Consider the following 22883-nt stretch of genomic DNA (forward strand, 5'->3'; position numbering starts at 1 on the left):
CTTGTTTGCATTTGTAGCACGCCTTACAGAGTACTACAGTTTGTAACCGGTCGCTACCAGATACACCTCACGAGAACGCGCTCGTGATGAATCAGGTTTGCGGGTTTTCACCGTGGTGAATGCCGCACGTAAATCTTTCAAAAACTCTTCAAACCCTTGCCCCTGAAATACTTTGACGACGAAACTGCCGTTTGGTTTCAGTACCTGATGACACATATCTAATGCCAATTCAACAAGATACATTGAGCGCGGTTGATCAACATTGTCATTACCGCTCATATTGGGCGCCATATCGGATAATACAACATCTACGTTTTTGCCGCCGATTCGGCTCAACAACGCAGCTAAAACTTCTTCGTCACAAAAATCGCCTTCAAGAAAGTCGACCCCTGCGATTGGGTCCATCGGTAAAATGTCGCAAGCAATAACTTCGCAATTACCGTGTAGGCTGTCTACCACAAACTGTGACCAACCACCGGGCGCTGCGCCAAGATCAACCACCGTCTGACCTTGTTTTAAAATTCGGTCACGTTGCTGAATCTCTTCTATTTTAAACACTGCACGGGAGCGATACCCCTTTTTTTGCGCTTTCTGTACATAATGATCGCTAAAGTGTTCTTGTAACCAGCGCGTACTGCTGGCGGAGCGTTTTTTTGTCATGTTTCTCTTACCAAACTGGCTTCTTCTACCCAGATGGCGGTAGAATAGCGAAAATTCAAGTCAATTGATGGGATATATTACATGGCAACGGCCGTAACCTTAAGCAATAAACAGAAACAACACCTAAAATCGTTGGCTCATTCGTTAAAACCGGTCGTCTTATTAGGCGCTAATGGTCTGACTGAAGGGGTCATGGCAGAAATCGAACTGGCCCTAGAGCATCACGAGCTCATTAAAATAAAAGTACCGGATGAAGATCGGGAATTGCGCGAGCAAGTCTACGCAACTATCGTTGCGCATACGGGCGGCACCAGAGTTCAAGTTGTTGGTAAGATTTTAACGCTGTATAAGCCGAGTTCAGCGGGCAAAATTAAACTGCCACGCAGCTAACCGGTTAGACTACTTCTCTGCATTACCCTGCGCTGTCGCCAATGCAATTGCCACTTGGCGTAGCGCAGTGTCCAGTAACATCCCTTCGCCTCGCCGTTTCAAAAAAGTTTCAGCCATTATCTGACGATTTTGCTCGGTCATTTTGACCTTATAGTGCTGCATAATCGGCTCAACATGCTCGAGAGCCTTAATCGTTATGCTCACGGCTTCATTTGATTGATACTCGGTTCCGGTTTCACTCACAACAGAACTCACATTGGGGTAAAACAAATCGGTGCTGGGCGCGAAAAACCAATCTAACGACACGTTATGTCGCAGCAATCCTTCTACAACACGATCATAATTCACCGAGTTTCTGCGTTTCCAATTGCTATGCGTACTTGGTGGAAGCCCCAACCAACGCATGATCGCACTCGCCGACTTTTGCTGTGATACCAGTGCTAACCGCGCCATACAGGTATCCACATCAGGTAAATCAAGGTTGCTTTTGAGCGTTGTCTGTGGTCTATTTTGTGCGGTTATGCCATTTGACACTATATTGTTATTTTTTACGTCATTTGACATAAAAAGCCTTCATATGAGTTAACTTTGGAACTCTCTGTGAATTAATTATTCACTACCATTGAACAAGAAGCACTATACCTGATGGACAGTAAACAAATCAAAAAGGAATTAATGCGGCGTGGATTCGATTTTTCGATGATTGCCGAAGCACTTGGGAAGAGCCCTTCTCTGGTGTCCAAAGTTGCGTCCCGTAAAGCACGCTCACAACCGGTAGCATTGGCAATTTCGAAAGCATTAGGCGAGGACATTGAAGTCGTTTTTCCTGATGTTGAGGCGTATCATCAAAAGCCTTTAACGAGCGAGCAACGCAAACAAAAACAGCGCGAACTGGTCGCGCTGTTGAAGGGTTAACACATACTAAGAAAGTACGTTCAAACGGTTAAATGTAAGCGACGTTCACCACTTCGTATTCAACTTCACCGTTTGGTGTGTTGACTCGTGCGACATCGTCAATGCCTTTACCAATCAGTGCGCGCGCTATCGGCGAATTGATTGAAATAAGGTTTTGCTTAATGTCAGCCTCGTCATCACCCACAATACGATAGGTAACTTCCTTTTCGGTCACTGTGTTATAGAGTGTCACAGTAGCCCCAAAAATGACTTTGCCTTGGTTGGGTACTTTGGTGACATCAATGATTTGCGCATTGGACAATTTAGCTTCAATTTCTTGAATCCGTCCTTCACAAAATCCTTGTTGTTCACGTGCCGCATGGTACTCGGCATTTTCTTTGAGATCGCCATGCTCACGCGCATCAGAAATAGCCTGAATAATACGCGGTCGATCTTCTGTTTTTAAGCGTTTCAATTCTACCCGCAACATTTCTGCGCCGTGGGTAGTCATTGGAATTTGATTCATCGTTCTAAAACCCTTTTATGCAGTGCCTGCAACGAATTGACGCGTGCACGGTCATCTGCCGTATTCGCTTTCACAGTTGCAAACGCTGCGTTTAATGTTGTGGTATAGATTACTTTATTCAACAGTGCTTCACGACGAATATAGACTGAGTCTTCAATCGCCTGACGCCCTTCAACTGTATTAATAATGTAACTGTACTCGCCGTTCTTAATTGCATCAACAATATTCGGCCGGCCTTCCTGCAGCTTGTTGACCACAGAGCACGCTATACCATCGTCTTTGAGTAATTTTGCGGTGCCGCGTGTCGCTTCCAGACTAAAGCCAAGCCCGATAAGGCCACGTGCCAAGTCAAATAAGCGAGCTTTGTCGCCGTCACGCACTGACAACAACGCTTTACCAGCTTTCGCCAGCGCTTCACCGGCACCTAAATTGGCTTTCGCATAAGCTTCTTCAAAGCTTTCACCAACACCCATAACCTCGCCGGTTGAGCGCATTTCTGGGCCACGGATTGGATCCACACCTTGGAACTTAGCGAACGGGATAACCACTTCTTTCACAGAATAGTATGGCGGGATAACTTCTTCCGTATACCCCTGTTGCGCCAGTGACTGACCGACCATCACCCGTGCTGCAATCTTCGCCAGTGGCAAACCCGTAGCTTTGGAAACAAACGGCACAGTACGTGCTGCACGCGGGTTCACTTCAATCAGATAGATTTCATCATCTTTTATCGCAAACTGCGCGTTCATCAAGCCATTAACGCCCAACTCAAATGCCAGTTTACGCATTTGATCACGCAACTCATCTTGAATCTTATCGCTTAACGAATAAGGAGGTAATGAGCAGGCTGAATCGCCAGAGTGCACACCGGCTTGCTCAATATGCTGCATGATACCGCCAATCAGTACATCGGTGCCGTCACAGATGGCATCAACGTCCACTTCAATGGCGTTATCAAGGAAACGGTCTAACAGCACCGGGGCTGAATTTGAAACCTTCACCGCGTCGGTTAAGTAACGAAGTAAGTCAACTTCATCGTAAACGATTTCCATGGCGCGGCCGCCCAACACGTATGAAGGACGCACAACCAACGGATAACCAATACGCTCGGCTTCGCGCAATGCCTGGTCAACCTTCGTTACCGTCGCATTTTCAGGCTGCTTTAAACCCAACCGTGTCACGGCACTTTGGAAACGCTCGCGGTCTTCCGCACGGTCAATCGCGTCAGGCGATGTACCAATAATTGGCACGCCATTCGCTTCAAGCTCACGAGCCAATTTCAGTGGCGTTTGACCGCCATACTGCACAATGACGCCTTTGGGTTTTTCAACACGAACAATTTCCAGAACATCTTCCAGAGTAATCGGCTCAAAGTACAAGCGATCTGAGGTGTCATAGTCCGTTGAGACCGTCTCTGGATTACAGTTCACCATGATGGTTTCATAGCCATCTTCACGCAGCGCCAGCGCCGCATGAACACAACAATAGTCAAATTCAATACCTTGACCAATCCGGTTAGGCCCGCCACCGATAACCATGATCTTGTCACGGTCGCTCGGCGCTGCTTCGCACTCTTCGTCGTAGGTAGAATACATATATGCCGTGTCTGAACGGAATTCTGCTGCACAGGTATCAACGCGCTTGTATACCGGGTGAATATTCAGCTCGTTACGACGGCGACGCACTTCAGTTTCAGCCACATCAAGTAGGTCGGCAATGCGCTTGTCGGCAAAGCCTTTACGCTTTAATAAACGCAATACGTGTTCATCAAGGCCAACCATGCCAAGCTTCTGAATTTCGTCTTCGAGCAGCACAATTTCTTCTATCTGAATTAAGTACCACTCATCAATGCGCGTCAGTTCAAACACTTCACGCACTGTCATACCCAAGCGAAATGCATCAGCAATATAGAAGATACGCTCGGCGCCTGGTTCTTTCAGTTCGCGAATAACTTTACCGCGCGCTTCAGGGTCATTCGGATCAACCATCGGGTCAAACCCTGACACGCCGATTTCCAAACCACGTAAAGCTTTTTGCATTGACTCTTGCTGGTTACGACCAATTGCCATCACCTCACCCACTGACTTCATCTGGGTCGTTAGGCGGTCGTTGCATCCCGCAAATTTTTCAAAATTAAAGCGCGGTATCTTAGTAACCACATAGTCAAGCGCAGGCTCGAACGACGCAGGCGTTACACCGCCCGTAATTTCATTTTCGAGTTCATCAAGGGTATAGCCAACAGCGAGTTTCGCCGCCACTTTGGCGATTGGGAAACCTGTCGCTTTCGAGGCTAGCGCCGATGAGCGAGATACTCGCGGGTTCATTTCAATAATAACCATGCGCCCAGTATCTGGGTCGACACCAAACTGTACGTTTGAGCCACCGGTTTCAACGCCAATTTCGCGCAATACTGCCATCGCTGCATCACGCATCAACTGGTATTCTTTATCAGACAGCGTTTGCGACGGTGCAACGGTGATTGAATCACCGGTATGGATGCCCATGGCATCGAAATTTTCAATTGCGCAAACAATAATGCAGTTGTCCGCTTTGTCGCGCACCACTTCCATTTCATATTCTTTCCAACCAATCAACGACTGGTCAATCAACAGCTCTTTGGTTGGTGATAAATCTAAACCGCGGCGGCAAATTTCTTCAAATTCTTCGCGGTTATAGGCAATACCACCACCACTACCGCCCATGGTGAAGCTAGGGCGAATAATCAGCGGAAAGCCAAATTCTTCCTGAATTTCAAAGGCTTGCTGTAAGCTGCGTGCAACTTTTGCATTCGGCGTTTCCAGCCCAATAGCTTTCATTGCTTTATCGAAACGATCACGGTCTTCCGCTTTATCGATAGCATCAGCGTTGGCACCGATCATTTCTACGTTGTATTTTTCCAGTACACCATGCTTATCCAGCTCAAGTGCACAGTTCAATGCTGTTTGCCCACCCATAGTTGGCAATACCGCGTCAGGGCGCTCAACTTCGATGATTTTAGCGACCACTTCCCAATGAATTGGCTCGATGTAGGTTACATCTGCCATTTCAGGGTCGGTCATGATGGTTGCCGGGTTAGAGTTCACCAAAATGACCCGGTAACCTTCTTCGCGCAGCGCTTTACATGCTTGAGCGCCAGAGTAGTCGAATTCACAGGCCTGGCCGATAACAATCGGGCCAGCGCCAATAATCAGAATGCTTTTGATATCGGTACGTTTTGGCATAGTTACTGGCTCATCAATTCAATAAAGTGGTCAAATAACGGTGCGGCATCGTTCGGCCCCGGGCTTGCTTCCGGATGACCTTGAAAACTAAATGCTTTCACATCAGTACGTTCAATACCTTGCAGAGTACCGTCAAAGAGCGACTTGTGCGTTGCTTTAATATTTTCCGGCAAACTTGCTTCATCAACCGCAAAGCCATGGTTTTGACTGGTAATCATCACGCGTCGCGTGACTAAGTCTTGCACTGGGTGGTTAGCCCCATGGTGGCCAAGCTTCATCTTAGTCGTTTTTGCGCCACTGGCTAACGCTAACAGTTGGTGGCCAAGGCAAATACCAAATATCGGCATTTTCGCCTCAATCAGTTCTTGAATTGCGGTGATTGCGTAATCGCACGGCTCAGGGTCACCGGGGCCATTAGACAAGAACACGCCATCCGGTTTCATCGCCAGTACATCTTTGGCAGACGTTTGCGCCGGTACCAATGTCACCTTACAACCACGGTCCGCCAACATTCTTAAAATATTGCGTTTACACCCATAATCATAGGCAACCACATGGAATTTCGCGTCGCTTAATTCGCTGAAGCCCTGGCCAAGTTTCCAACTCTTGCTGGTCCACTCAACCGGCGTGCGAATGCTAACTTCTTTGGCTAAATCCAGACCTTTTAAGCCAGGAAACTGCTGTGCCAGCTCAAGCGCTTTTTCCGCGTCAATTTCACCGGCGAGATTACCTGCAATAATGCAACCGTTCTGCGCACCTTTCTCGCGCAAAATACGGGTTAACTTACGGGTATCAATATCGGCGATGCCAACCACATTGCGTTGGCGTAAATAATCCCCTAGCGACTGCTCGCCACGGAAGTTACTTGCCTTTAACGACAGGTCACGAATAATCAGACCTTTCGCCCAAACACGATTCGATTCTTCATCTTCGTGATTGGTACCGTAATTGCCGATGTGGGGATAAGTAAGAGTGACGATCTGTTCTGCGTAGGAGGGGTCGGTGAGAATTTCTTGGTAACCGGTCATGGCGGTGTTAAAGACAACTTCACCAACTGCGGTACCGCCGGCGCCAATCGCCGTGCCGTGAAAAACAGTCCCATCGGCAAGCACCAAAATGGCTTTACTTGCTGAGTGGCTCGCTAGAATACTCAAGGTTAACCTCCGTACATAAAAAAACGGGTGAATCAAATAATGACTTCCCCGTTGATTACCTTGCACCAGCGTCGGATATTCATTCAATGAATACCAGTGGAGTGCGCGTTTCAGCTTGCCTGAAAGTTACCGGCAAATTGATCGTATTCTACAGAAAATACGGCCTTGGGTAAACTGAAAAATCACGCTGTTTTAAGCTAAGCCAATTGTTTCAAAAGTGTATTCAAAGCCAGCATATCGGCCATCGCATACCGCCCTCTTGATTGCTTGACTAGCCACTGTGCTGCTTGCACCGCGCCTTGTGCAAAAATATTCCGATTACCCACTTTGTGCGTTAACTCGATACGTTCACCCGGCTGCGCGAATAATACACTGTGTTCGCCAATGATATCGCCGGCACGAATTACGGAAAAGCCGATACTACCTGGTTCACGAATACCGTCACCACGAATCCCCGCCGACACTTGATGCAAAGATTTACCGCGACCTTCGGCCGCACTCTCACCAAGAACCAATGCGGTACCAGACGGCGCGTCACGTTTAGCACTATGGTGCGCTTCAATAATTTCGATATCGCAACTAGGCAGTGCCGCGCTGGTTAGTTTCACCAGTTGTTGCAGTAAGGTGATACCAACGCTGGTATTCGCGGCATATAAAACAGGTATGTGCTGCGCCGCAGCATCAATAGCTTGGTGTTGCTGGGCGGTTAGCCCGGTGGAGCAAATAACGATTGGCAGTTGTAACCGCTGTGCATACTGCAAATTACCCGTCAGTGCCTGCGGTAGCGAAAAGTCAATCAGCACATCAACTTGCTGGGGGACAAGCTCACTGAGTGTTTGATAATGCAGTGAAGCGAATACCGGTTGCCCAAGGTGTTCGGACTGATCACTAACTATTGCAGCAGCAACATTCAATCCTGCCTGCTTTGCAGCTGCAATAACGGCCTGTCCCATACGCCCGCTGGCCCCTAGAATTCCTACATTCATAAAACCTCGTCGTTAATCGCTAATCGTTAGTGAGAGTTTAGCGAAGCTCACCCGGATTAGCTATAACCCTTTAACGACTCACGTTCTTTCCCCAATACCACGGACACAGCCATATCCCCTGTGACATTGGTCGCCGTTCGTGCCATATCAATTATGCGATCTATTGCCGCAATAAAGGCAATGCCTTCAAGTGGCAAGCCAATTGCATTTAAGGTTACCGTCAACATAACCATGGCAGTGCCCGGCACTCCAGCAGTACCGACAGACGCTAAAGTTGCAGTTAGCGTAATGAGCAAGTAATCAGCCCAATCAAGAGGAATACCATAGATTTGTGCAATGAAAATAGCAGCAATTGCAGGATAAATACCGCCGCACCCGTCCATGTTAATAGTTGCACCAAGCGGTAACACGAAACTCGCATATTCTTTCTTCACGCCCAGCTTTTCAGTTATCGCCTGATGCGCGGCCGGGATTGTGCCAAAGCTACTGCAGGTTGTGAACGCCACCAGTTGAGCCGAAAATATCGATTTAAAGAAAAACCAAGGCGACATGCCAGCTAACCGCACCATCGTGCCGTACACAAACACAATATGAAGTAAACACGCTAAATATATTGCACCTATGAATGCAGCCAACGGCGTCAAGCTCGACAAACCATAATGCCCAACCACCCAGGCCATCAATCCTAAAACACCAAATGGCGTCAGCTCTAATACCATTTTGGTAATTCGGTACATGACTTGCGCGCCAGCTTTTATCGCATCACCCAGCGGCTTAGCTACATCGCCTAGCTGATTGATTGCAACGCCCACTAATGCGGCGAACACCACGATTTGGATAACATTGCCGTCGGCTAGCGCAGCGAAAGGATTGGTTGGCACGAAGCTCAGCAACACCTCGATTGGCCCCGGAACAACTTTGGGAACATAACCACTGTCAGCAACAAGATCTGGCGATGGGGTGACATTAAGTAACTGCCCAACCGCAAGCCCTATCAAGCTGGCAATTACGGCGGTCAATAAGAACAAGCCAATGGTTTTTATACCGATTTTCCCAGCACGCTCGCCCCCACCCAGTTGCAGGATTGCACTGACGATAGCGGTGAAAATTAATGGTGCAACCAACATTTTCAAGGCGTTGATAAACAACGTGCCTAAAGGCCGCAACGATTGCGCAATTTCGGGCTGAACCACGCCAATTATCACACCAACAGCAAAGGCACCAAGCACACGCTGCCAAAATGGGATTGCAAACCAAGCTTTAAACATAACACCTCTGTAAGTACGTTGTTCGTACGTTCGCTTTGCTTTGTATTGTACTAACGCAGCCGCCTATGATTTAGTTCAATTTGGTATGACTTATAACCAAGAAGTTTTATCGGCATCCATAAACAAACAACCCAGCGCAGAACGCTGGGTTGTAATTGAGAATAACACCGTTGGGTTACATAGAGCACAAAGGCGTGCGACGATTCGCGCGCGCTTTTTGATAGATGGTTTGTAGCTTAGGTGCGTAAGCCTCAATCGCTTGAATGCGCGATTGTGGGGATGGATGCGTGGATAAGAATTCAGGACCACTGGCACCACCAACTTGCGCCATATTACGCCACAAATTGGCTGCTTGAGCAGGGTTGTAACCCGCCGCGGCCATATAATCCATACCTAACTGATCCGATTCACTCTCGTGAACACGTGAGTACGGCAACAACACCCCAACTTGCGCGCCAATACCTAAAGCAGCCATAACAATCGCCGCAGTATCGTCTTCCAGTTGTGTTGCCGCAATCACTGAGCCGACTTGTAAACCAAGGCCTACAGCCATTTGATTGGACATCCGCTCGTTACCATGATCAGCAATCACGTGAGCAATCTCGTGTCCAATAACAGCGGCAAGTTGGTCACGGTTTTCCGTCACTTTCAACAAACCTGTATACACGCCAATGTTTTCGCCCGGAAGCGCAAAAGCGTTTACCTGCTCACTGTCGAAAACCGTGACATCCCACTGTTTATCACGCCACGGGGTAGGTAATACTGAAATTAAGTCGTCCGTAATACAGCGCACGTAGGCGTTAGTTGCCGCATCGGTACTAATTTTTTCCTTGGATTTTAATTGCGCATAGCTGTCGTCGCCAAGTGATGCCAGTTGCCCGCTTGAGTACAGCATTAACTGATTACGACCAGTCGGCGATTGTGTACAAGCAACTAAAACTGCGCTACAGCCCAGTGCGATTAATCCAATTTTAGTCCATTTCAGCATAACCCCTCCGTGTACCCGTTTATCTTACGAGCGGAGATCGTCAAAAAACTGGCGAACTCCGTCAAAAAAACCCTTTTCTTTGGGCCGATACTTACCGGCTTCTTCACCAGTTCCCATCGACTCTTCCAGCTCATTGAGCAAATTACGCTGGCTTTCTGAAAGGTTCACTGGCGTTTCAATCACTACCTTGCAAATCAAATCGCCTACCGCGCCTGAACGAACAGACTTCACACCTTTACCGCGCAGGCGGAACAACTTGCCAGTTTGAGTTTCGGCCGGCACCTTCAATTTCACTTTACCTTCAAGCGTTGGCACTTCAATTTCACCACCAAGCGCAGCTCGCGTAAAACTTAAAGGTACTTCACAGTATAGGTTATTTCCGTCGCGCGCGAAGATTGGATGTTCACGTACATGTACTTGCACATACAAATCACCTGATGGAGCACCCATTTCACCTGCTTCACCCTCGCCATTCAAGCGAATACGGTCACCTGTATCGACACCGGCAGGAATTTTCACTGACAAGGTTTTGGTACGCTCTACGCGACCATCACCATGACACGTGCGGCACGGATCTTTGATCACTTTGCCACGACCACGGCAATGTGGACAAGGTTGCTGCACCGCAAAGAAACCTTGGCGCATTTGGATTTGGCCTGAACCATGACAGTGACCACAGGTTTCTGCTGAGCTGCCGGCTTTTGCCCCACTGCCGTCACAGTCTTCACAGGTGCTCAGCTTAGGAATTTTCAGTTCAACTTCTTTGCCGCGTACAGCATCTTCTAAATTCAGTTCAAGGTTGTAGCGTAAATCAGCACCGCGCTGCGCTTGTGGGCGCCCGCGCCGACCGCCGCCGCCACCAAAAATGTCACCGAACACATCACCAAAAATGTCCGCAAAATCAGCGGCACCACCGCCTCCACCAAAGCCTCCTTGGCCTTGCTCAAACGCGGCATGTCCGTATTGATCATAGGCTGCGCGTTTTTGTGGATCCATCAGCACTTCATAGGCGGTTTTAACCTCTTTAAACTTTGTCTCAAGGTCTTTGTCGCCTTTGGTGCGGTCAGGGTGATACTTCATCGCCATTTTTTTGTAGGCTTTTTTGATGTCGCGTTCGCTAGCATCTTTGCTGACACCCAGCACTTCGTATAAATCTGGTTTCGACATAATTATGTGATTTCCACGTTCCTTTATATCCTGCCTGATACAAGCACACGGAGGCTACCTTGCGGCAACCCCCGTGTGTTGAACTACAGACACCCGGTGGGCGTGCCTTTACTTTTTGTCGTCTTTGACTTCTTCAAATTCAGCATCGACAACATCATCAGCGTCTTTCTTCGCGCTTTCGCCAGCGTCGCCGCCTTCTTGCTGCGCTTTTGCTTGCGCCGCTTCCATCAGCTTGCCAGAAGCTTCGATAAGCGCTTGCTGCTTCGCTTCGATTTCCGCTTTGTCGTTGCCAGTGCCCTTAATCGCTGTTTCTAACTCGCTAAGCGCAGTTTCAATGGCTTCCTTGTCGCTGGCTTCAAGGCTGTCACCAACTTCTTCAAGTTGTTTACGGGTACCATGTACAAGCGCATCGGCTTGGTTACGTACCTGTACCATTTCTTCAAACTTGCGGTCTTCTTCAGCGTGCGCTTCAGCGTCACGAACCATTTTTTCAACTTCATCATCGCTTAAACCTGATGACGCTTTGATCGTGATTTTCTGCTCTTTGCCAGTATCCTTATCTTTTGCAGATACATGCAAGATACCATCGGCATCGATATCGAACGTTACTTCAATCTGTGGCGCGCCACGCTGTGCCGGGCGGATACCTTCAAGGTTAAATTGCCCTAAAGATTTGTTATCTGCAGCACGCTTACGCTCACCTTGAATAACATGCACGGTTACCGCTGACTGATTGTCTTCTGCCGTTGAGAACGTTTGCGATTGCTTGGTAGGAATCGTTGTGTTCTTCTCAATCAACTTAGTCATCACGCCGCCCATGGTTTCAATACCCAGCGACAGTGGGCTTACATCAAGCAATAGCACGTCTTTCACGTCACCTTGCAAGACACCCGCTTGTACCGCAGCACCTACAGCCACTGCTTCATCAGGGTTCACGTCACGACGTGGTTCCTTACCGAAGAAATCCGTAACTACTTGTTGTACTTTCGGCATACGGGTTTGGCCGCCGACCAAAATAATGTCGTTGATATCACCAACTGACAGGTCTGCATCTTTAAGCGCTTGCTTTAATGGCTCAAGCGTTTTTGCAATCATGTCTTCAACCAAAGACTCCAGCTTGGCGCGTGTTACTTTAATGGCCAAGTGCTTCGGTCCAGTCGCATCTGCAGTGATATACGGCAGGTTCACTTCGGTTTGTTGTGCTGATGACAACTCAATCTTAGCTTTTTCAGCGGCCTCTTTAAGACGCTGCATCGCTAATGGGTCTTTACGCAAATCAATGCCTTGGTCTTTGTTAAACTGTTCAACCAAATAGTTGATTAAACGGTTGTCAAAGTCTTCACCACCAAGGTGCGTGTCACCATTTGTCGCTAACACTTCAAACGTGTGCTCGCCGTCAACTTCGTCAATTTCAATAATTGAGATATCGAAGGTACCGCCACCTAAGTCGTATACTGCAATGGTGTTGTCGCCTTTGTTTTTATCCAGGCCATACGCCAATGCTGCGGCTGTCGGCTCATTGATAATACGTTTCACATCAAGGCCAGCAATGCGACCTGCATCTTTGGTTGCTTGACGCTGCGCATCGTTAAAGTAAGCAGGAACCGTGATAACTGCTTCCGTTACTTTCTCACCCAAATAGTCTTCTGCAGTTTTCTTCATTTTCTTCAGAACTTCTGCAGAGATTTGTGGTGGCGCTTTTTTCTCGTCATTAATTTGTACCCATGCATCGCCATTGTCAGCTTCGACAATTTTGAATGGCATGATGCCGATATCGCGCTGAACTTCTTCGTCTTTAAAACGACGACCAATCAGACGCTTTATCGCGAATAAGGTTTTGTTGGCATTGGTTACTGCCTGGCGTTTTGCCGGTGACCCGACTAACACTTCGCCATCGTCAGTGAATGCTACAACCGAAGGCGTTGTACGATCGCCTTCCGCATTTTCTATAACACGTGGTTTTCCACCATCCAGTACCGCAACACAAGAGTTTGTAGTACCTAAATCGATTCCAATAATTTTACCCATGATTCATCTCCAACTTCATAATCCAAAATAGGTTTGATAACTCAGATATGGGGCAGCTTTTTCGCTTTTCAACACCCCAAGTAGGGTTATTAAGAATTTTTCACCACCATCACCATGGCTGGACGCAACAACCGCCCACTCAAGGTGTAGCCTTTTTGCATCACTGCCAAAATTGTATTGTTCTCATGCTCTTCTGACGGTTGCATTGCCATTGCTTGATGCAATTCAGGATTAAATGCATCGCCCACTTGGCCAACGGCTTCTACACCAAACTTTGTCAGCGTTGACAGTAAGTTTTTGTGCGTTAACTCAATGCCTTCTAAGAAGCTTTGATTAACGTCATCAGCGGCAGCTGCAATTTCAAGGGCGCGCTCTAAATTATCGACCGAGTCCAATAATTCACCGGCAAATTTTTCCAGGGCAAATTTATGCGCTTTATCCACATCCAAAGCAGCTCGGCGACGCACGTTTTCCATTTCGGCAACGGCTCGCACTGCACGGTCATTGGCATCTTCTGAACGCTGTTCAGCTTGGCTCAAAGCAAGCTCTAGATCGGCTAGACGTTGTTGTGTTTCGTCTTGCGCGGTATCTGCTGCAGCATCCTGCTTATTTTCTTGCACATCGTCTTGCTGATCTTTCGTTTCTGCTTGCGTGTCTACCGCTTGCGTTTCCTGTTCAGCTTGAGCTGACGTGCTTGAATCATTTTTGGTCATAACTGCGTACTCTTGTTGAAATTCACAAATGAACAATAATTTGTTGTGATATAACTTACCTTGCAGCCAGTTATGGGGTCAGCTGCTGGCGATTCAAGTCAAAGCAGGCGAAAAAAGGAAAAAATATGTCGACCAAGGCACAACCACAATTTCAGCGCATTGCCTTAATTGGTAAGGTTCACCACGAAGCAACGCGCAACACCTTATTAAAACTAGAACACAGCCTGCTCGACTTAGGGTTTGACGTGATAATTGAATCGCGTACGGCGGAGCAACTTAATTCTACTCGCGCCCAGATATTGCCGTTGCATCGTTTAGGCGAGGCCGCCGACCTTGCGGTCGTGGTAGGCGGTGATGGCAACATGCTCGGCGCCGCACGCATTTTGTGCGAAGCCGATATCGCGGTAATTGGTGTGAATCGTGGCAATCTCGGCTTCTTAACGGATATCGACCCCGACCACGTTATTGAACAGTTAAAGGCCGTGTTAGCGGGCGAATACCAAACTGAACAACGTTTTTTACTGCAAGCTGAAGTATTTCATAATGGCAAGTCAAAAAGTGTGGGCCGCGCCATCAACGAGGTTGTGCTGCATTCCGATAAAGTTGCCCACATGATCGAATTCGAAGTGTATGTGAACGACGAATTTGTATATAGCCAACGTTCCGACGGTTTAATCATCAGTACACCGACCGGTTCTACCGCCTATTCACTTTCTGGTGGTGGTCCTATCTTAACTCCAGGGCTGGATGCAATAAGTATGGTACCCATGTTCCCGCACACTTTAAGCAGTCGCCCTATTGTTGTGGATGGCCACAGTATTATTCGGTTGCGCGCAGCTTCCGAAAACGACACCCTGCAACTAAGCTGTGACGGGCATGTGCGCATGTCGGTGCAACCCGAAGACGATATTGTTATTCAACAACACCCACAACGACTGCGTTTAGTGCATCCCAAAGACCATAGCTATTACCGCGTATTACGCAACAAGCTGGGCTGGGGTAGCCGCGTTTTTTAAATTTTATTACGCCCACTTGCATTACTGTATAAATACTGTATAACTACTGTATACTTAAACAGTGCTTGAGGTATCCTATGCTGCTTCATATGCAAATCCGCAACCTTGCGGTTGTTCGTCAACTTGATGTCGACTTTAGTTCTGGAATGACTGCCATCACCGGAGAAACCGGTGCAGGTAAATCGATTGCGCTTGATGCCCTCGGCTTATGCTTGGGTAATCGTGCCGATGTTGATTTAATTCGTGCTGACGCTGAAAAAGCAGAAGTTATTGCAACCTTTCATTTGAACGAACCGACTTCTCCAGGCCGGCAATGGCTGGCTGAACAAGAATTGCAAGATGATGAACCAGCTGCCTGTGTCTTACGCCGTTTAATTACTCGTGAAGGCCGCTCCAAAGCATGGATCAATGGCTACCCGGTTACTGTGTCGCAACTCAAGCAACTCGCACCGTTATTGGTGAATATTCACGGCCAACATGAACACCAACTGCTGACCCGCCCCGAGCACCAACTCAGTTTGCTCGACGCTTATGCGCGCCATCAAGGGTTGCTCGATAATGTTCAGAGCGCCTACCAAAGTTGGTACGGCCTGCGCAAACAACAAAAGCAGTTACTGCAGCAACAAAGCGACGTTGAATCGCGTTTGCAACTGTTGCGTTATCAAGTAACCGAATTAAACGAATTTGCACTGGCAGAAGGCGAATATGTTGAACTTGAACAACAGCATAAACGGCTGACGAACAGCGCTGCATTGCTCGAGGATTCCGGTTTTGCTCTGAACGCCATCTACGAAGGCGAGCACAATAACGCTTTCAGCTTATTGCAAAACGCCGTAAGCCGTTTAGAGCAGCAATTAGATATAGACCCTGCCCTCACTGAGGCGGTGCGCATGCTAAAAGATGCAAGCGTACAAGTTGAAGAAGCCGCGCGCGAATTGCGCCACTATCAAGACAACATTGAATTAGATGATGAGCAATTGATCACAGCTGAGCGCCGTGTAAGTCAAGCGGTTCATCTTGCGCGCAAACATCAGTTGGAACCGAGCCAGTTGCCGCAACATCACCAGCAATTGCTCACTGAGCTCAATCAGCTGGAATCCAACCAAGCCGAGTCCGTCGATATTGATGCGCGTGTTGAAAGCGCTGCCGCTAAGTACCGTCAAGTTGCAACCAAACTATCGGAAAGCCGTAAAAAGGCAGCTCATGAATTGAGTGAACGCATTGCCAAAAGCATGCAGCAACTGAATATGCCACACGGTCGATTCGTGATTGACGTTGATCATCAAGCACAAGCACCAGCGACACGCTTGGGCACCGATGAAGTTTGTTTCACAGTCACAGCGAATCCGGGGCAACCATTGCAGCCGTTGGCCAAAATCGCTTCTGGCGGCGAACTGTCGCGCATCAGCCTAGCCATTCAGGTGATTACATCGAGTCAATTAACCACGCCAACGTTAATGTTTGATGAGGTTGATGTGGGTGTAAGCGGTGCAACTGCAGCAACCGTTGGAAAATTATTACGCCAGCTTGGGGAATCAAATCAAGTTATCTGTGTCACACATTTACCACAAGTTGCTGCGAAAGCGCATCAGCAACTGCGTGTGGATAAAGTCACAGACGGTGCCAGTACTGAGACGCACATGATCAACCTTGACCAAAATGCGCGTGTTATTGAACTGGCTAGACTACTCGGTGGTGACGAAATTACTGAAACAACCAAGGCTAATGCTGCTGAATTACTTGCGGTCGGTTAGGTCCATTGTTTATCATCGAGCACAGAATCATTAATCAACAGCAGGTGTTATGAAAGCTTTAGTTATTGCAGGTAGTTTATTAGTTCTTAGCGGATGCTCCGTTTTTGACAGTTGGGTGTATCGGATTGACGTTCCGCAGGGTAACTACCTTGAGCAGCGTGACATCGATCAGCTTCGCGTCGGTATGACCAAAGAACAGGTTGCTTATGTTGTTGGCAGGCCTGTCGCTGAAAATGTTTTTGATCAAGATGTGTGGTATTACGTATTTAATTTAAATTCTGGTAGAAGCAAGAGCGAAGATTATCAACACAAAGTAATTCTAACTTTTGAGCAAGATAAGTTAGTTGCTTACGAAGGTAATTTCGATCGACCAGAAAATTTCGACACGCCGCTGGAGCAGTAATAACCAAACTGAGCCAGCGTTCTTCCGAAACGCGCAGTGGCCTCTGGTTGGTTACCGCGCTGGAAGCTTGATTTAGGGAGCACGATGGCGACTGACAGCTCAGGAGTCGAATCTCCGGCACGCGTGATTTTAGACGACCACGCAATCACGAAAAGCCCAACAGACCAACGCAGTTACCGTATTATCGAATTGGATAATGCGTTGCGTTGTGTGCTTGTGCATGAACCTGAAGCACGACAGTCAAGCGCAGCTCTCGCTGTTGCTGCTGGTCATTTCCATGATCCAAACAACGCTCATGGCCTGGCTCACTTCCTAGAACATATGTTGTTTTTAGGCACAGAAAAATACCCCGACGCAAACAGTTATCAAGCCTTTATTAGTGGCCATGGCGGCAATCATAACGCTTGGACAGGTACCGAATTTAGTAACTATTACTTCAACATAGACGCAGCTTATTTCGATCAAGCACTTGACCGTTTCATGCGTTTCTTTCATCAGCCTCTGTTTGACGAAAAGTGGGTTGCAAAAGAACTGCAATCGATTGAGTCCGAATTTCAATTAAAACGCCAGGACGAGTTACGCCGGCTTTACCAAGTGCACAAGGCTACATCGAACCCGAAGCATCCGTTCAGTAAGTTCTCGGTGGGCAATCTCACAACTCTGAAAGACTCGCCTCAAGCAACCTTGCGGCAGCAGTTGCTGCGTTTTTTTGAGCGCTGGTATTGCGCCCGCCGTATGACCTTAGTGTTGGTTGGCCCGCAGTCACTTGAACAGCTTGCGGAAATGGCGCAGCGCCATGGTCAGTCAATCCAAAGTGGCTGTGCCGATATGTTGTATCTTAACGACCCCTTGTACTTACCTGAGCAGTTAGGGGTTGAGCTGCATGTAAAACCGTTGAAAGATGCACGGCGACTGATTATCACCTTCGCATTACCCGGAATTGATGATGATTATGCCAATAAAACCACCAGCTACATTGCCCACCTGCTCGGCTACGAAGGCCCTGGTAGTTTGTACGGCTACCTGCGTGACCAACATTGGATCAACTCCTTAGCTGCCGGGGGTGGAATAAGTGGCAGTAACTTTAAAGATTTCAATATCAACATGCAGTTAACCGACCAAGGCATGGCCAATCGAGATGCAATAATTGCAGCAATCTTTAGTTATATTCAAACCATACGCGAATCCGGTGTCACACCTTGGCGGTATGATGAGCGTCGCGTTAGCGTTATGAACGCATTTCATTTTCAGGAGCAGCCTCGCGCCAGCGATCTTGCGCCGCAACTTGCCGTTAACCTGCACCATTATTTAGCTGAGGATATTATTTTTGGTGATTACCGAATGGATGGATTGTTCGAACCTAAGCTCCGTCAATTCTTAGATTGCATGCAACCGGACAATATGCGCGTAACGGTCATCCATAAGGCTTTGGAAACAGACCGAGTCGAGCCGATTTATGGCACGCACTACGCCAAACAACCCATTAGCATAGAACGTCAAACAGCTTACGTGAAGCACGCCCCCATTCCGGCAAGCCTACCTGATGCCAATATCTATTTAAAAGTTCCCTGGCAGTTACAGACCATTGCAGCAAACGAGGCTACTGAAATTCCAGAGAAAAGTCTGGTTACACCCGGATTAGAAAGCTGGCATTTACATGATTTAGATTTCCGCCAACCGAAAGCGCACCTTTATTTAGGCCTGCAACTGCCTAAAGTTATCGCTACGCCGGTAAGCTTCGCGCAAGCGCGATTGTGGTGTGAATTAATGCTCGATAAACTAAATGAGCAATGCTACGACGCGGAAATTGCTGGGTTGCATTTCAATCTCTACCCGCAACAACAAGGTATTACGCTGCACGTTTCGGGGCCGGCATATTATGTCCCCCAGTTAGCTGAAACGTTAATTCATAGCATGGCCGCGCCGAAATTTTGTCAACAGCGTTGGATGGATTTACGTCAACGCCTATTAACAAATTGGCGCCAAGCTCTCTTACATAAACCATTAAACTTCTTGTTTTCATACTTGAATGTGCAACTGCAGCCACATACTTTTTCGGTACTGCAGCTTGCTGAAGAGCTCGAGCAGATGGACTTTACTGTATTTAACCAAACCAACGGCGCACTATTCCAACAGGCAACTGCCAAGATGTTCGCCCATGGTGATTTGCACGATTCCCAATTGGAGCCGGTGCACAGTGCACTTACGGACTGGTTGGGGCTTACCGAGCAACGGCCTGTCGCTGATTTGACACCCGCACCACTGTCTAAGCTCCAGCAGCCGTTAAAAGTTCAAACACAGCACCCAGACCATGCCGTGATTGCTGTGGTGCAATCTCTGGATACCAGCACCCTAAATCAGGGCATATTTATGCTGATGAACTATGTTCTGCAGCCTAAATTTTTCGCCCAGTTACGCACAGAGCAGCAGTTGGGCTACTTAGTTGGTACCACGTATTTGCCGATGCAAGAGCACCCTCACCTGCTATTTTACGTACAATCGTCGCGAGTCGATGGCGACACGATAGAATCGGCAATTCGTGAGTTCTTCGGCGCCATGGATAAGACAATGGCTGACATATCTGAGGAAGAGTTCCGCAAAGCGCAGCAGAGCTTAACGCAACAACTGACCGAAAAAGACTCAAGTTTACGCTCCCGAAGCCAGCGCTTATGGAGTGCAATCACACAACAAGATTTTGATTTTTCGCGTTTAAATCGTATCTCTGATGACATTAAGCAAATGACCTTTGAGCACTTTTCAATAAGCGTAAAACAATTATTCAACAACAGCTCAAGCCAAATGTTTCTCTCTGCAAGCCCCATGAACTTTGACAGATCCCGCTAAATTGTTTAATTTGATGAATAACATAACAAATAGAAGAGCTGTACAAAAAACAGCCTCATTTGGGGATGACAGTGTCGCTTTTGCAACAGCATTATTACAGTTTACGCAACACAATCATGACAATTGTTATTGTCTACTTGCTTGCTATTCTCATCCCAACAGCTCAGGCTCAAGACTGGCAAGTCGAATTAATCAATTTAAGGCTCGCTAATCAACCCGTCAGTGCCCAACAGCTTGACCCCAGAAACCGACCACAATTATATAATACCGAAGTTCTCTACGTTCCAGCTATTCAAGACCCCTTTAGCATTGAGTTTGGTGCACCCTATGCGCCCAATGCGCGCATGCTGTACTACCGCTACCAGTTGGAAGGTTTTGACCGTGGCTGGGTATACACCGATACCGAATACCGCCGGGCCACATACACCAACCTCAGTTATGGTAACTATGTATTTAAAGTTGAGGCGTCATATGATGGCAAAACATGGACCGGTACGCGCCAAATTATGCTGGATGTTGCGGCTCCAGGCTGGCTATCGCCATGGGCGATTGCGCTCTACGCGCTTATTTTCTTAGCTGCTATGGTCGCTGTATTTTTTGTAATACGGGCGCGCCATCTTGCCATTGTTGAACTACGTAACAGTGAAGAGCGCCTCAAACTCAGCCTTTGGGGCAGTGGTGACCAGCTTTGGGACTGGGATATACCCCACGGCACCATTCATCGACATAACAGTTGGCGTAATCTGAATGAGTTTCCCATTGATCATATTCGGGCCGGTAAGCGCGGCACCGCTACCAATATCCATCCTCTTGATATACGTAAAGTGCAACAAAATTTGCGCAAACATTTAGATGGTAGCACCAACTACTTTGAGATGACCTACCGTGTGAAAACGGATCAGGGTTGGATGTCTATTTTAGATCGCGGCAAAGTGGTCGAGCGCGATGAACACCATCAACCGATTCGTATGACCGGAACTCTAAAAGACATCACCCCATTGGTTGCCGCAGAAGAGCGACTGAAAATGTTAGCAACCTCGATCACGAACATTTCAGACGGTGTATGTATTTATGATTCCAGTTTCAACGTTATTGAAACCAATGCATCAGTGGCAAAAATAACCGGGTATTCGCGTGAAGATATGCTCGGTAGACCGCTCGCGCTGCAACTATATAGTCCTGAATATATTGAACAAATAAAACGTTTATTGAATCAACATGGCAGCTGGCGTGGCGAGGTGGAAGATTTACGCAAAGACGGCAGCTTATATCAGGTTGAATTGACCTTAGATGCTATTCGTGACGACAGTGACCGAGTGTCACATTATGTCGCAACCTTTGCCGATATTACCGAACGTAAAGCTGCAGAACGGGAACTGCGCAGGCTATCAAATACAGACACCCTGACCGGCTTGCCCAATCGTTCTTATTTTCAGGTTAGCCATGCCAATTTGGTGCGTAAACGCATTCAACATGCGCTGCTGTTATTCGATTTAGACGACTTTAAGAAAATTAACGACTCACTCGGTCATGATATCGGTGATCAGCTGTTGCTGCAGGTTGCTGAACGCATTGCTGAAGTGGGCCGACCGCAAGATACATTCTTCCGTTTAGGGGGGGATGAGTTTGTCCTGATGCTTGAAGATACCAGCGATTTGAGCGTGATTACCGATGTAGCCACCCAAATACTCGCCCATATTGGTGAGTCATTCCATATCAATGACAACGATATTGTAGTTGGCAGTTCAATCGGTATTGTGGTTTACCCGAGTGACGGCGCATCGTCTCAGGAATTGCTGCAAAATGCTGATACGGCCATGTACCACGCGAAAAATCGCGGTGGTCATAGCTACCAGTTTTTCAATGACTCCATGAACAAAAATGCAGTGCGGCGGCTGCAGGTAGAAAATCAATTGCGCCAGGCATTACGCAATAAACACATTCAAGTGATGTATCAACCCAAGGTTTCGTTACGCACGTATGAGTTCGTCGGCTTAGAGGCATTAGTGCGTTTAAATATACCTGGCACTGGCATTATCAATCCGAGCGAATTCATTCCGCTGGCAGAAGAAACGGGGCTCATTATTGAAATGGGTGAACAAGTATTGCGCCAAACCTGTCGTGATATGTGCCAATGGGTCAAACAAGGCATGGTGCAAGGTCGCGTGGCCGTCAACTTATCAGCCAAACAATTTGTTCAGCCTGATTTAACGAAACGGATTATGACCATACTGCGTGAAGAGAATCTGTCGCCCGAATACCTCGAGCTTGAGATTACCGAAGGTGTGGTGATGGAAGATCCTGAGCGCGCCATAGAAATCATGACTGAGTTAAATAATTGCGGCATCCATTTAGCTTTGGACGACTTTGGTACAGGATATTCGTCGCTTGCCTACTTAAAGCGCTTCCCCATTCAAACACTCAAAATCGATAAAGCCTTTGTTGATGACATCAACGGTGCCGATCGTGACCGCAATATGGTTGCCTCGATTGTGGCAATGGCCCATAACATGGGGCTGGATGTCGTTGCTGAGGGGGTTGTTAATACAGCTCAAGCAGCTACATTAAGCCGCCTGAGCTGTGAATTTGCGCAAGGTTACCTATTTGCTGAGCCACTCAGTAGCGACGCGTTTTTAGCCCACATTAGCGTACCAGCATCGATACACTAGTTTGGCCTTGAGCTTTCAGCAGGCGCATGCGTTTGTGGGTGAAAAACATCGGCAGAATAAAAGGCCCAAAGAGCAAGCCTAGAACACCCCACCGTTTTGCACCCATCGCATGGGTTAAAGCTTGAATGTATAACATCAGCGCAGACAGCAAACAACACAGCGCAATAAACATTGTAACTCCAGATATGTTGTAACTTACGAG

Annotated in this window: 19 protein-coding genes; 7 read left to right on the forward strand and 12 right to left on the reverse strand. The window is 47.6% G+C overall.

What is annotated here, in order from left to right:
• Positions 1-33 precede the first annotated feature (33 nt).
• Positions 34-660 (reverse strand): 23S rRNA (uridine(2552)-2'-O)-methyltransferase RlmE, encoded by a 627-nt coding sequence (gene rlmE / locus ACN0UY_RS04505; protein ID WP_128351095.1) that lies wholly within the window; start codon positions 658-660, stop codon positions 34-36.
• 81 nt (positions 661-741) lie between these two features.
• Between rlmE and yhbY the strand changes: the two genes are divergently transcribed.
• Complete coding sequence (gene yhbY, locus ACN0UY_RS04510) at positions 742-1050, forward strand: ribosome assembly RNA-binding protein YhbY (protein ID WP_417665542.1); 309 nt, start codon at positions 742-744, stop codon at positions 1048-1050.
• Between the two features lie 9 nt (positions 1051-1059).
• Here yhbY and ACN0UY_RS04515 read toward each other — a convergent pair whose 3' ends face one another.
• Positions 1060-1614 carry a helix-turn-helix domain-containing protein gene (locus tag ACN0UY_RS04515; RefSeq protein ID WP_417665543.1) on the reverse strand — a complete coding sequence of 185 codons (555 nt, stop codon included), beginning with the start codon at positions 1612-1614 and terminating at the stop codon, positions 1060-1062.
• A gap of 81 nt (positions 1615-1695) precedes the next feature.
• Between ACN0UY_RS04515 and ACN0UY_RS04520 the strand changes: the two genes are divergently transcribed.
• A complete protein-coding gene (locus tag ACN0UY_RS04520; protein WP_417665544.1) occupies positions 1696-1965 on the forward strand; it encodes a helix-turn-helix domain-containing protein in 270 nt (89 codons plus the stop codon).
• A 28-nt stretch (positions 1966-1993) separates the two neighbouring features.
• Here the strand turns inward: ACN0UY_RS04520 and greA are convergent, their stop codons facing one another.
• The 9 genes from greA to grpE form a co-directional block, all read right to left on the reverse strand.
• Entirely contained in the window at positions 1994-2470 is a 477-nt protein-coding gene (gene greA, locus ACN0UY_RS04525) for a transcription elongation factor GreA (RefSeq protein WP_339878227.1), read from the reverse strand.
• Positions 2467-5691 (reverse strand): carbamoyl-phosphate synthase large subunit, encoded by a 3225-nt coding sequence (gene carB / locus ACN0UY_RS04530; RefSeq protein WP_417665545.1) that lies wholly within the window; start codon positions 5689-5691, stop codon positions 2467-2469. The genes greA and carB overlap by 4 nt, the downstream gene beginning before the upstream one ends.
• 2 nt (positions 5692-5693) lie before the next feature.
• Positions 5694-6845, reverse strand: a complete 1152-nt coding sequence (carA, locus tag ACN0UY_RS04535; RefSeq protein WP_417665546.1) for a glutamine-hydrolyzing carbamoyl-phosphate synthase small subunit — start codon at positions 6843-6845, stop codon at positions 5694-5696.
• Between the two features lie 197 nt (positions 6846-7042).
• The gene (gene dapB / locus ACN0UY_RS04540) at positions 7043-7831 is read right to left on the reverse strand and encodes a 4-hydroxy-tetrahydrodipicolinate reductase (protein WP_417665547.1); all 789 of its coding nucleotides are present in this window, start codon (positions 7829-7831) and stop codon (positions 7043-7045) included.
• Between the two features lie 56 nt (positions 7832-7887).
• Positions 7888-9099 (reverse strand): dicarboxylate/amino acid:cation symporter, encoded by a 1212-nt coding sequence (locus tag ACN0UY_RS04545; protein ID WP_417665548.1) that lies wholly within the window; start codon positions 9097-9099, stop codon positions 7888-7890.
• 175 nt (positions 9100-9274) lie between these two features.
• Positions 9275-10087: a M48 family metallopeptidase gene (locus ACN0UY_RS04550; protein ID WP_417665549.1), complete on the reverse strand. Its 813-nt coding sequence runs from the start codon at positions 10085-10087 to the stop codon at positions 9275-9277.
• Positions 10088-10111: 24 nt separating this feature from the next.
• Entirely contained in the window at positions 10112-11254 is a 1143-nt protein-coding gene (dnaJ, locus tag ACN0UY_RS04555; protein ID WP_128351105.1) for a molecular chaperone DnaJ, read from the reverse strand.
• 108 nt (positions 11255-11362) lie between these two features.
• Positions 11363-13282, reverse strand: a complete 1920-nt coding sequence (gene dnaK, locus ACN0UY_RS04560; RefSeq protein ID WP_417665550.1) for a molecular chaperone DnaK — start codon at positions 13280-13282, stop codon at positions 11363-11365.
• An 89-nt stretch (positions 13283-13371) separates the two neighbouring features.
• Positions 13372-13995 (reverse strand): nucleotide exchange factor GrpE, encoded by a 624-nt coding sequence (gene grpE, locus ACN0UY_RS04565; RefSeq protein ID WP_417665551.1) that lies wholly within the window; start codon positions 13993-13995, stop codon positions 13372-13374.
• A 125-nt stretch (positions 13996-14120) separates the two neighbouring features.
• Here grpE and nadK point away from each other — a divergent pair, with 125 nt between their 5' ends.
• From nadK to ACN0UY_RS04590, 5 genes are all read left to right on the forward strand, one after another.
• Entirely contained in the window at positions 14121-15011 is an 891-nt protein-coding gene (nadK, locus tag ACN0UY_RS04570) for an NAD(+) kinase (RefSeq protein WP_417665552.1), read from the forward strand.
• Between the two features lie 77 nt (positions 15012-15088).
• On the forward strand, positions 15089-16765 hold the full coding sequence (recN, locus tag ACN0UY_RS04575) for a DNA repair protein RecN (RefSeq protein ID WP_417665553.1): 1677 nt from the start codon (positions 15089-15091) through the stop codon (positions 16763-16765).
• Between the two features lie 49 nt (positions 16766-16814).
• Complete coding sequence (locus ACN0UY_RS04580; protein WP_417665554.1) at positions 16815-17168, forward strand: outer membrane protein assembly factor BamE; 354 nt, start codon at positions 16815-16817, stop codon at positions 17166-17168.
• 84 nt (positions 17169-17252) lie between these two features.
• Complete coding sequence (locus tag ACN0UY_RS04585) at positions 17253-20012, forward strand: insulinase family protein (RefSeq protein ID WP_417665555.1); 2760 nt, start codon at positions 17253-17255, stop codon at positions 20010-20012.
• A gap of 116 nt (positions 20013-20128) precedes the next feature.
• On the forward strand, positions 20129-22681 hold the full coding sequence (locus tag ACN0UY_RS04590) for an EAL domain-containing protein (RefSeq protein ID WP_417665556.1): 2553 nt from the start codon (positions 20129-20131) through the stop codon (positions 22679-22681).
• Here ACN0UY_RS04590 and ACN0UY_RS04595 read toward each other — a convergent pair.
• Entirely contained in the window at positions 22656-22853 is a 198-nt protein-coding gene (locus tag ACN0UY_RS04595; protein WP_417665557.1) for a hypothetical protein, read from the reverse strand. The genes ACN0UY_RS04590 and ACN0UY_RS04595 overlap by 26 nt on opposite strands.
• Between the last annotated feature and the right edge of the window lie 30 nt (positions 22854-22883).

The organism is Pseudidiomarina sp. (genome assembly GCF_048268165.1).
Lineage (GTDB): Bacteria > Pseudomonadota > Gammaproteobacteria > Enterobacterales > Alteromonadaceae > Pseudidiomarina.

Bases quoted from the DNA above. Each gene is read 5' to 3' on its own strand.
- ACN0UY_RS04545 (WP_417665548.1), bottom strand. From the start codon at position 9,099: ATGTTTAAAGCTTGGTTTGCAATCCCATTTTGGCAGCGTGTGCTTGGT.
- recN (WP_417665553.1), top strand. From the start codon at position 15,089: ATGCTGCTTCATATGCAAATCCGCAACCTTGCGGTTGTTCGTCAACTT.
- dapB (WP_417665547.1), bottom strand. From the start codon at position 7,831: ATGAATGTAGGAATTCTAGGGGCCAGCGGGCGTATGGGACAGGCCGTT.
- ACN0UY_RS04580 (WP_417665554.1), top strand. From the start codon at position 16,815: ATGAAAGCTTTAGTTATTGCAGGTAGTTTATTAGTTCTTAGCGGATGC.
- rlmE (WP_128351095.1), bottom strand. From the start codon at position 660: ATGACAAAAAAACGCTCCGCCAGCAGTACGCGCTGGTTACAAGAACAC.
- ACN0UY_RS04585 (WP_417665555.1), top strand. From the start codon at position 17,253: ATGGCGACTGACAGCTCAGGAGTCGAATCTCCGGCACGCGTGATTTTA.
- ACN0UY_RS04595 (WP_417665557.1), bottom strand. From the start codon at position 22,853: ATGTTTATTGCGCTGTGTTGTTTGCTGTCTGCGCTGATGTTATACATT.
- dnaK (WP_417665550.1), bottom strand. From the start codon at position 13,282: ATGGGTAAAATTATTGGAATCGATTTAGGTACTACAAACTCTTGTGTT.
- yhbY (WP_417665542.1), top strand. From the start codon at position 742: ATGGCAACGGCCGTAACCTTAAGCAATAAACAGAAACAACACCTAAAA.
- ACN0UY_RS04550 (WP_417665549.1), bottom strand. From the start codon at position 10,087: ATGCTGAAATGGACTAAAATTGGATTAATCGCACTGGGCTGTAGCGCA.
- nadK (WP_417665552.1), top strand. From the start codon at position 14,121: ATGTCGACCAAGGCACAACCACAATTTCAGCGCATTGCCTTAATTGGT.
- dnaJ (WP_128351105.1), bottom strand. From the start codon at position 11,254: ATGTCGAAACCAGATTTATACGAAGTGCTGGGTGTCAGCAAAGATGCT.
- ACN0UY_RS04590 (WP_417665556.1), top strand. From the start codon at position 20,129: ATGACAATTGTTATTGTCTACTTGCTTGCTATTCTCATCCCAACAGCT.
- ACN0UY_RS04515 (WP_417665543.1), bottom strand. From the start codon at position 1,614: ATGTCAAATGACGTAAAAAATAACAATATAGTGTCAAATGGCATAACC.
- ACN0UY_RS04520 (WP_417665544.1), top strand. From the start codon at position 1,696: ATGGACAGTAAACAAATCAAAAAGGAATTAATGCGGCGTGGATTCGAT.
- greA (WP_339878227.1), bottom strand. From the start codon at position 2,470: ATGAATCAAATTCCAATGACTACCCACGGCGCAGAAATGTTGCGGGTA.
- grpE (WP_417665551.1), bottom strand. From the start codon at position 13,995: ATGACCAAAAATGATTCAAGCACGTCAGCTCAAGCTGAACAGGAAACG.
- carB (WP_417665545.1), bottom strand. From the start codon at position 5,691: ATGCCAAAACGTACCGATATCAAAAGCATTCTGATTATTGGCGCTGGC.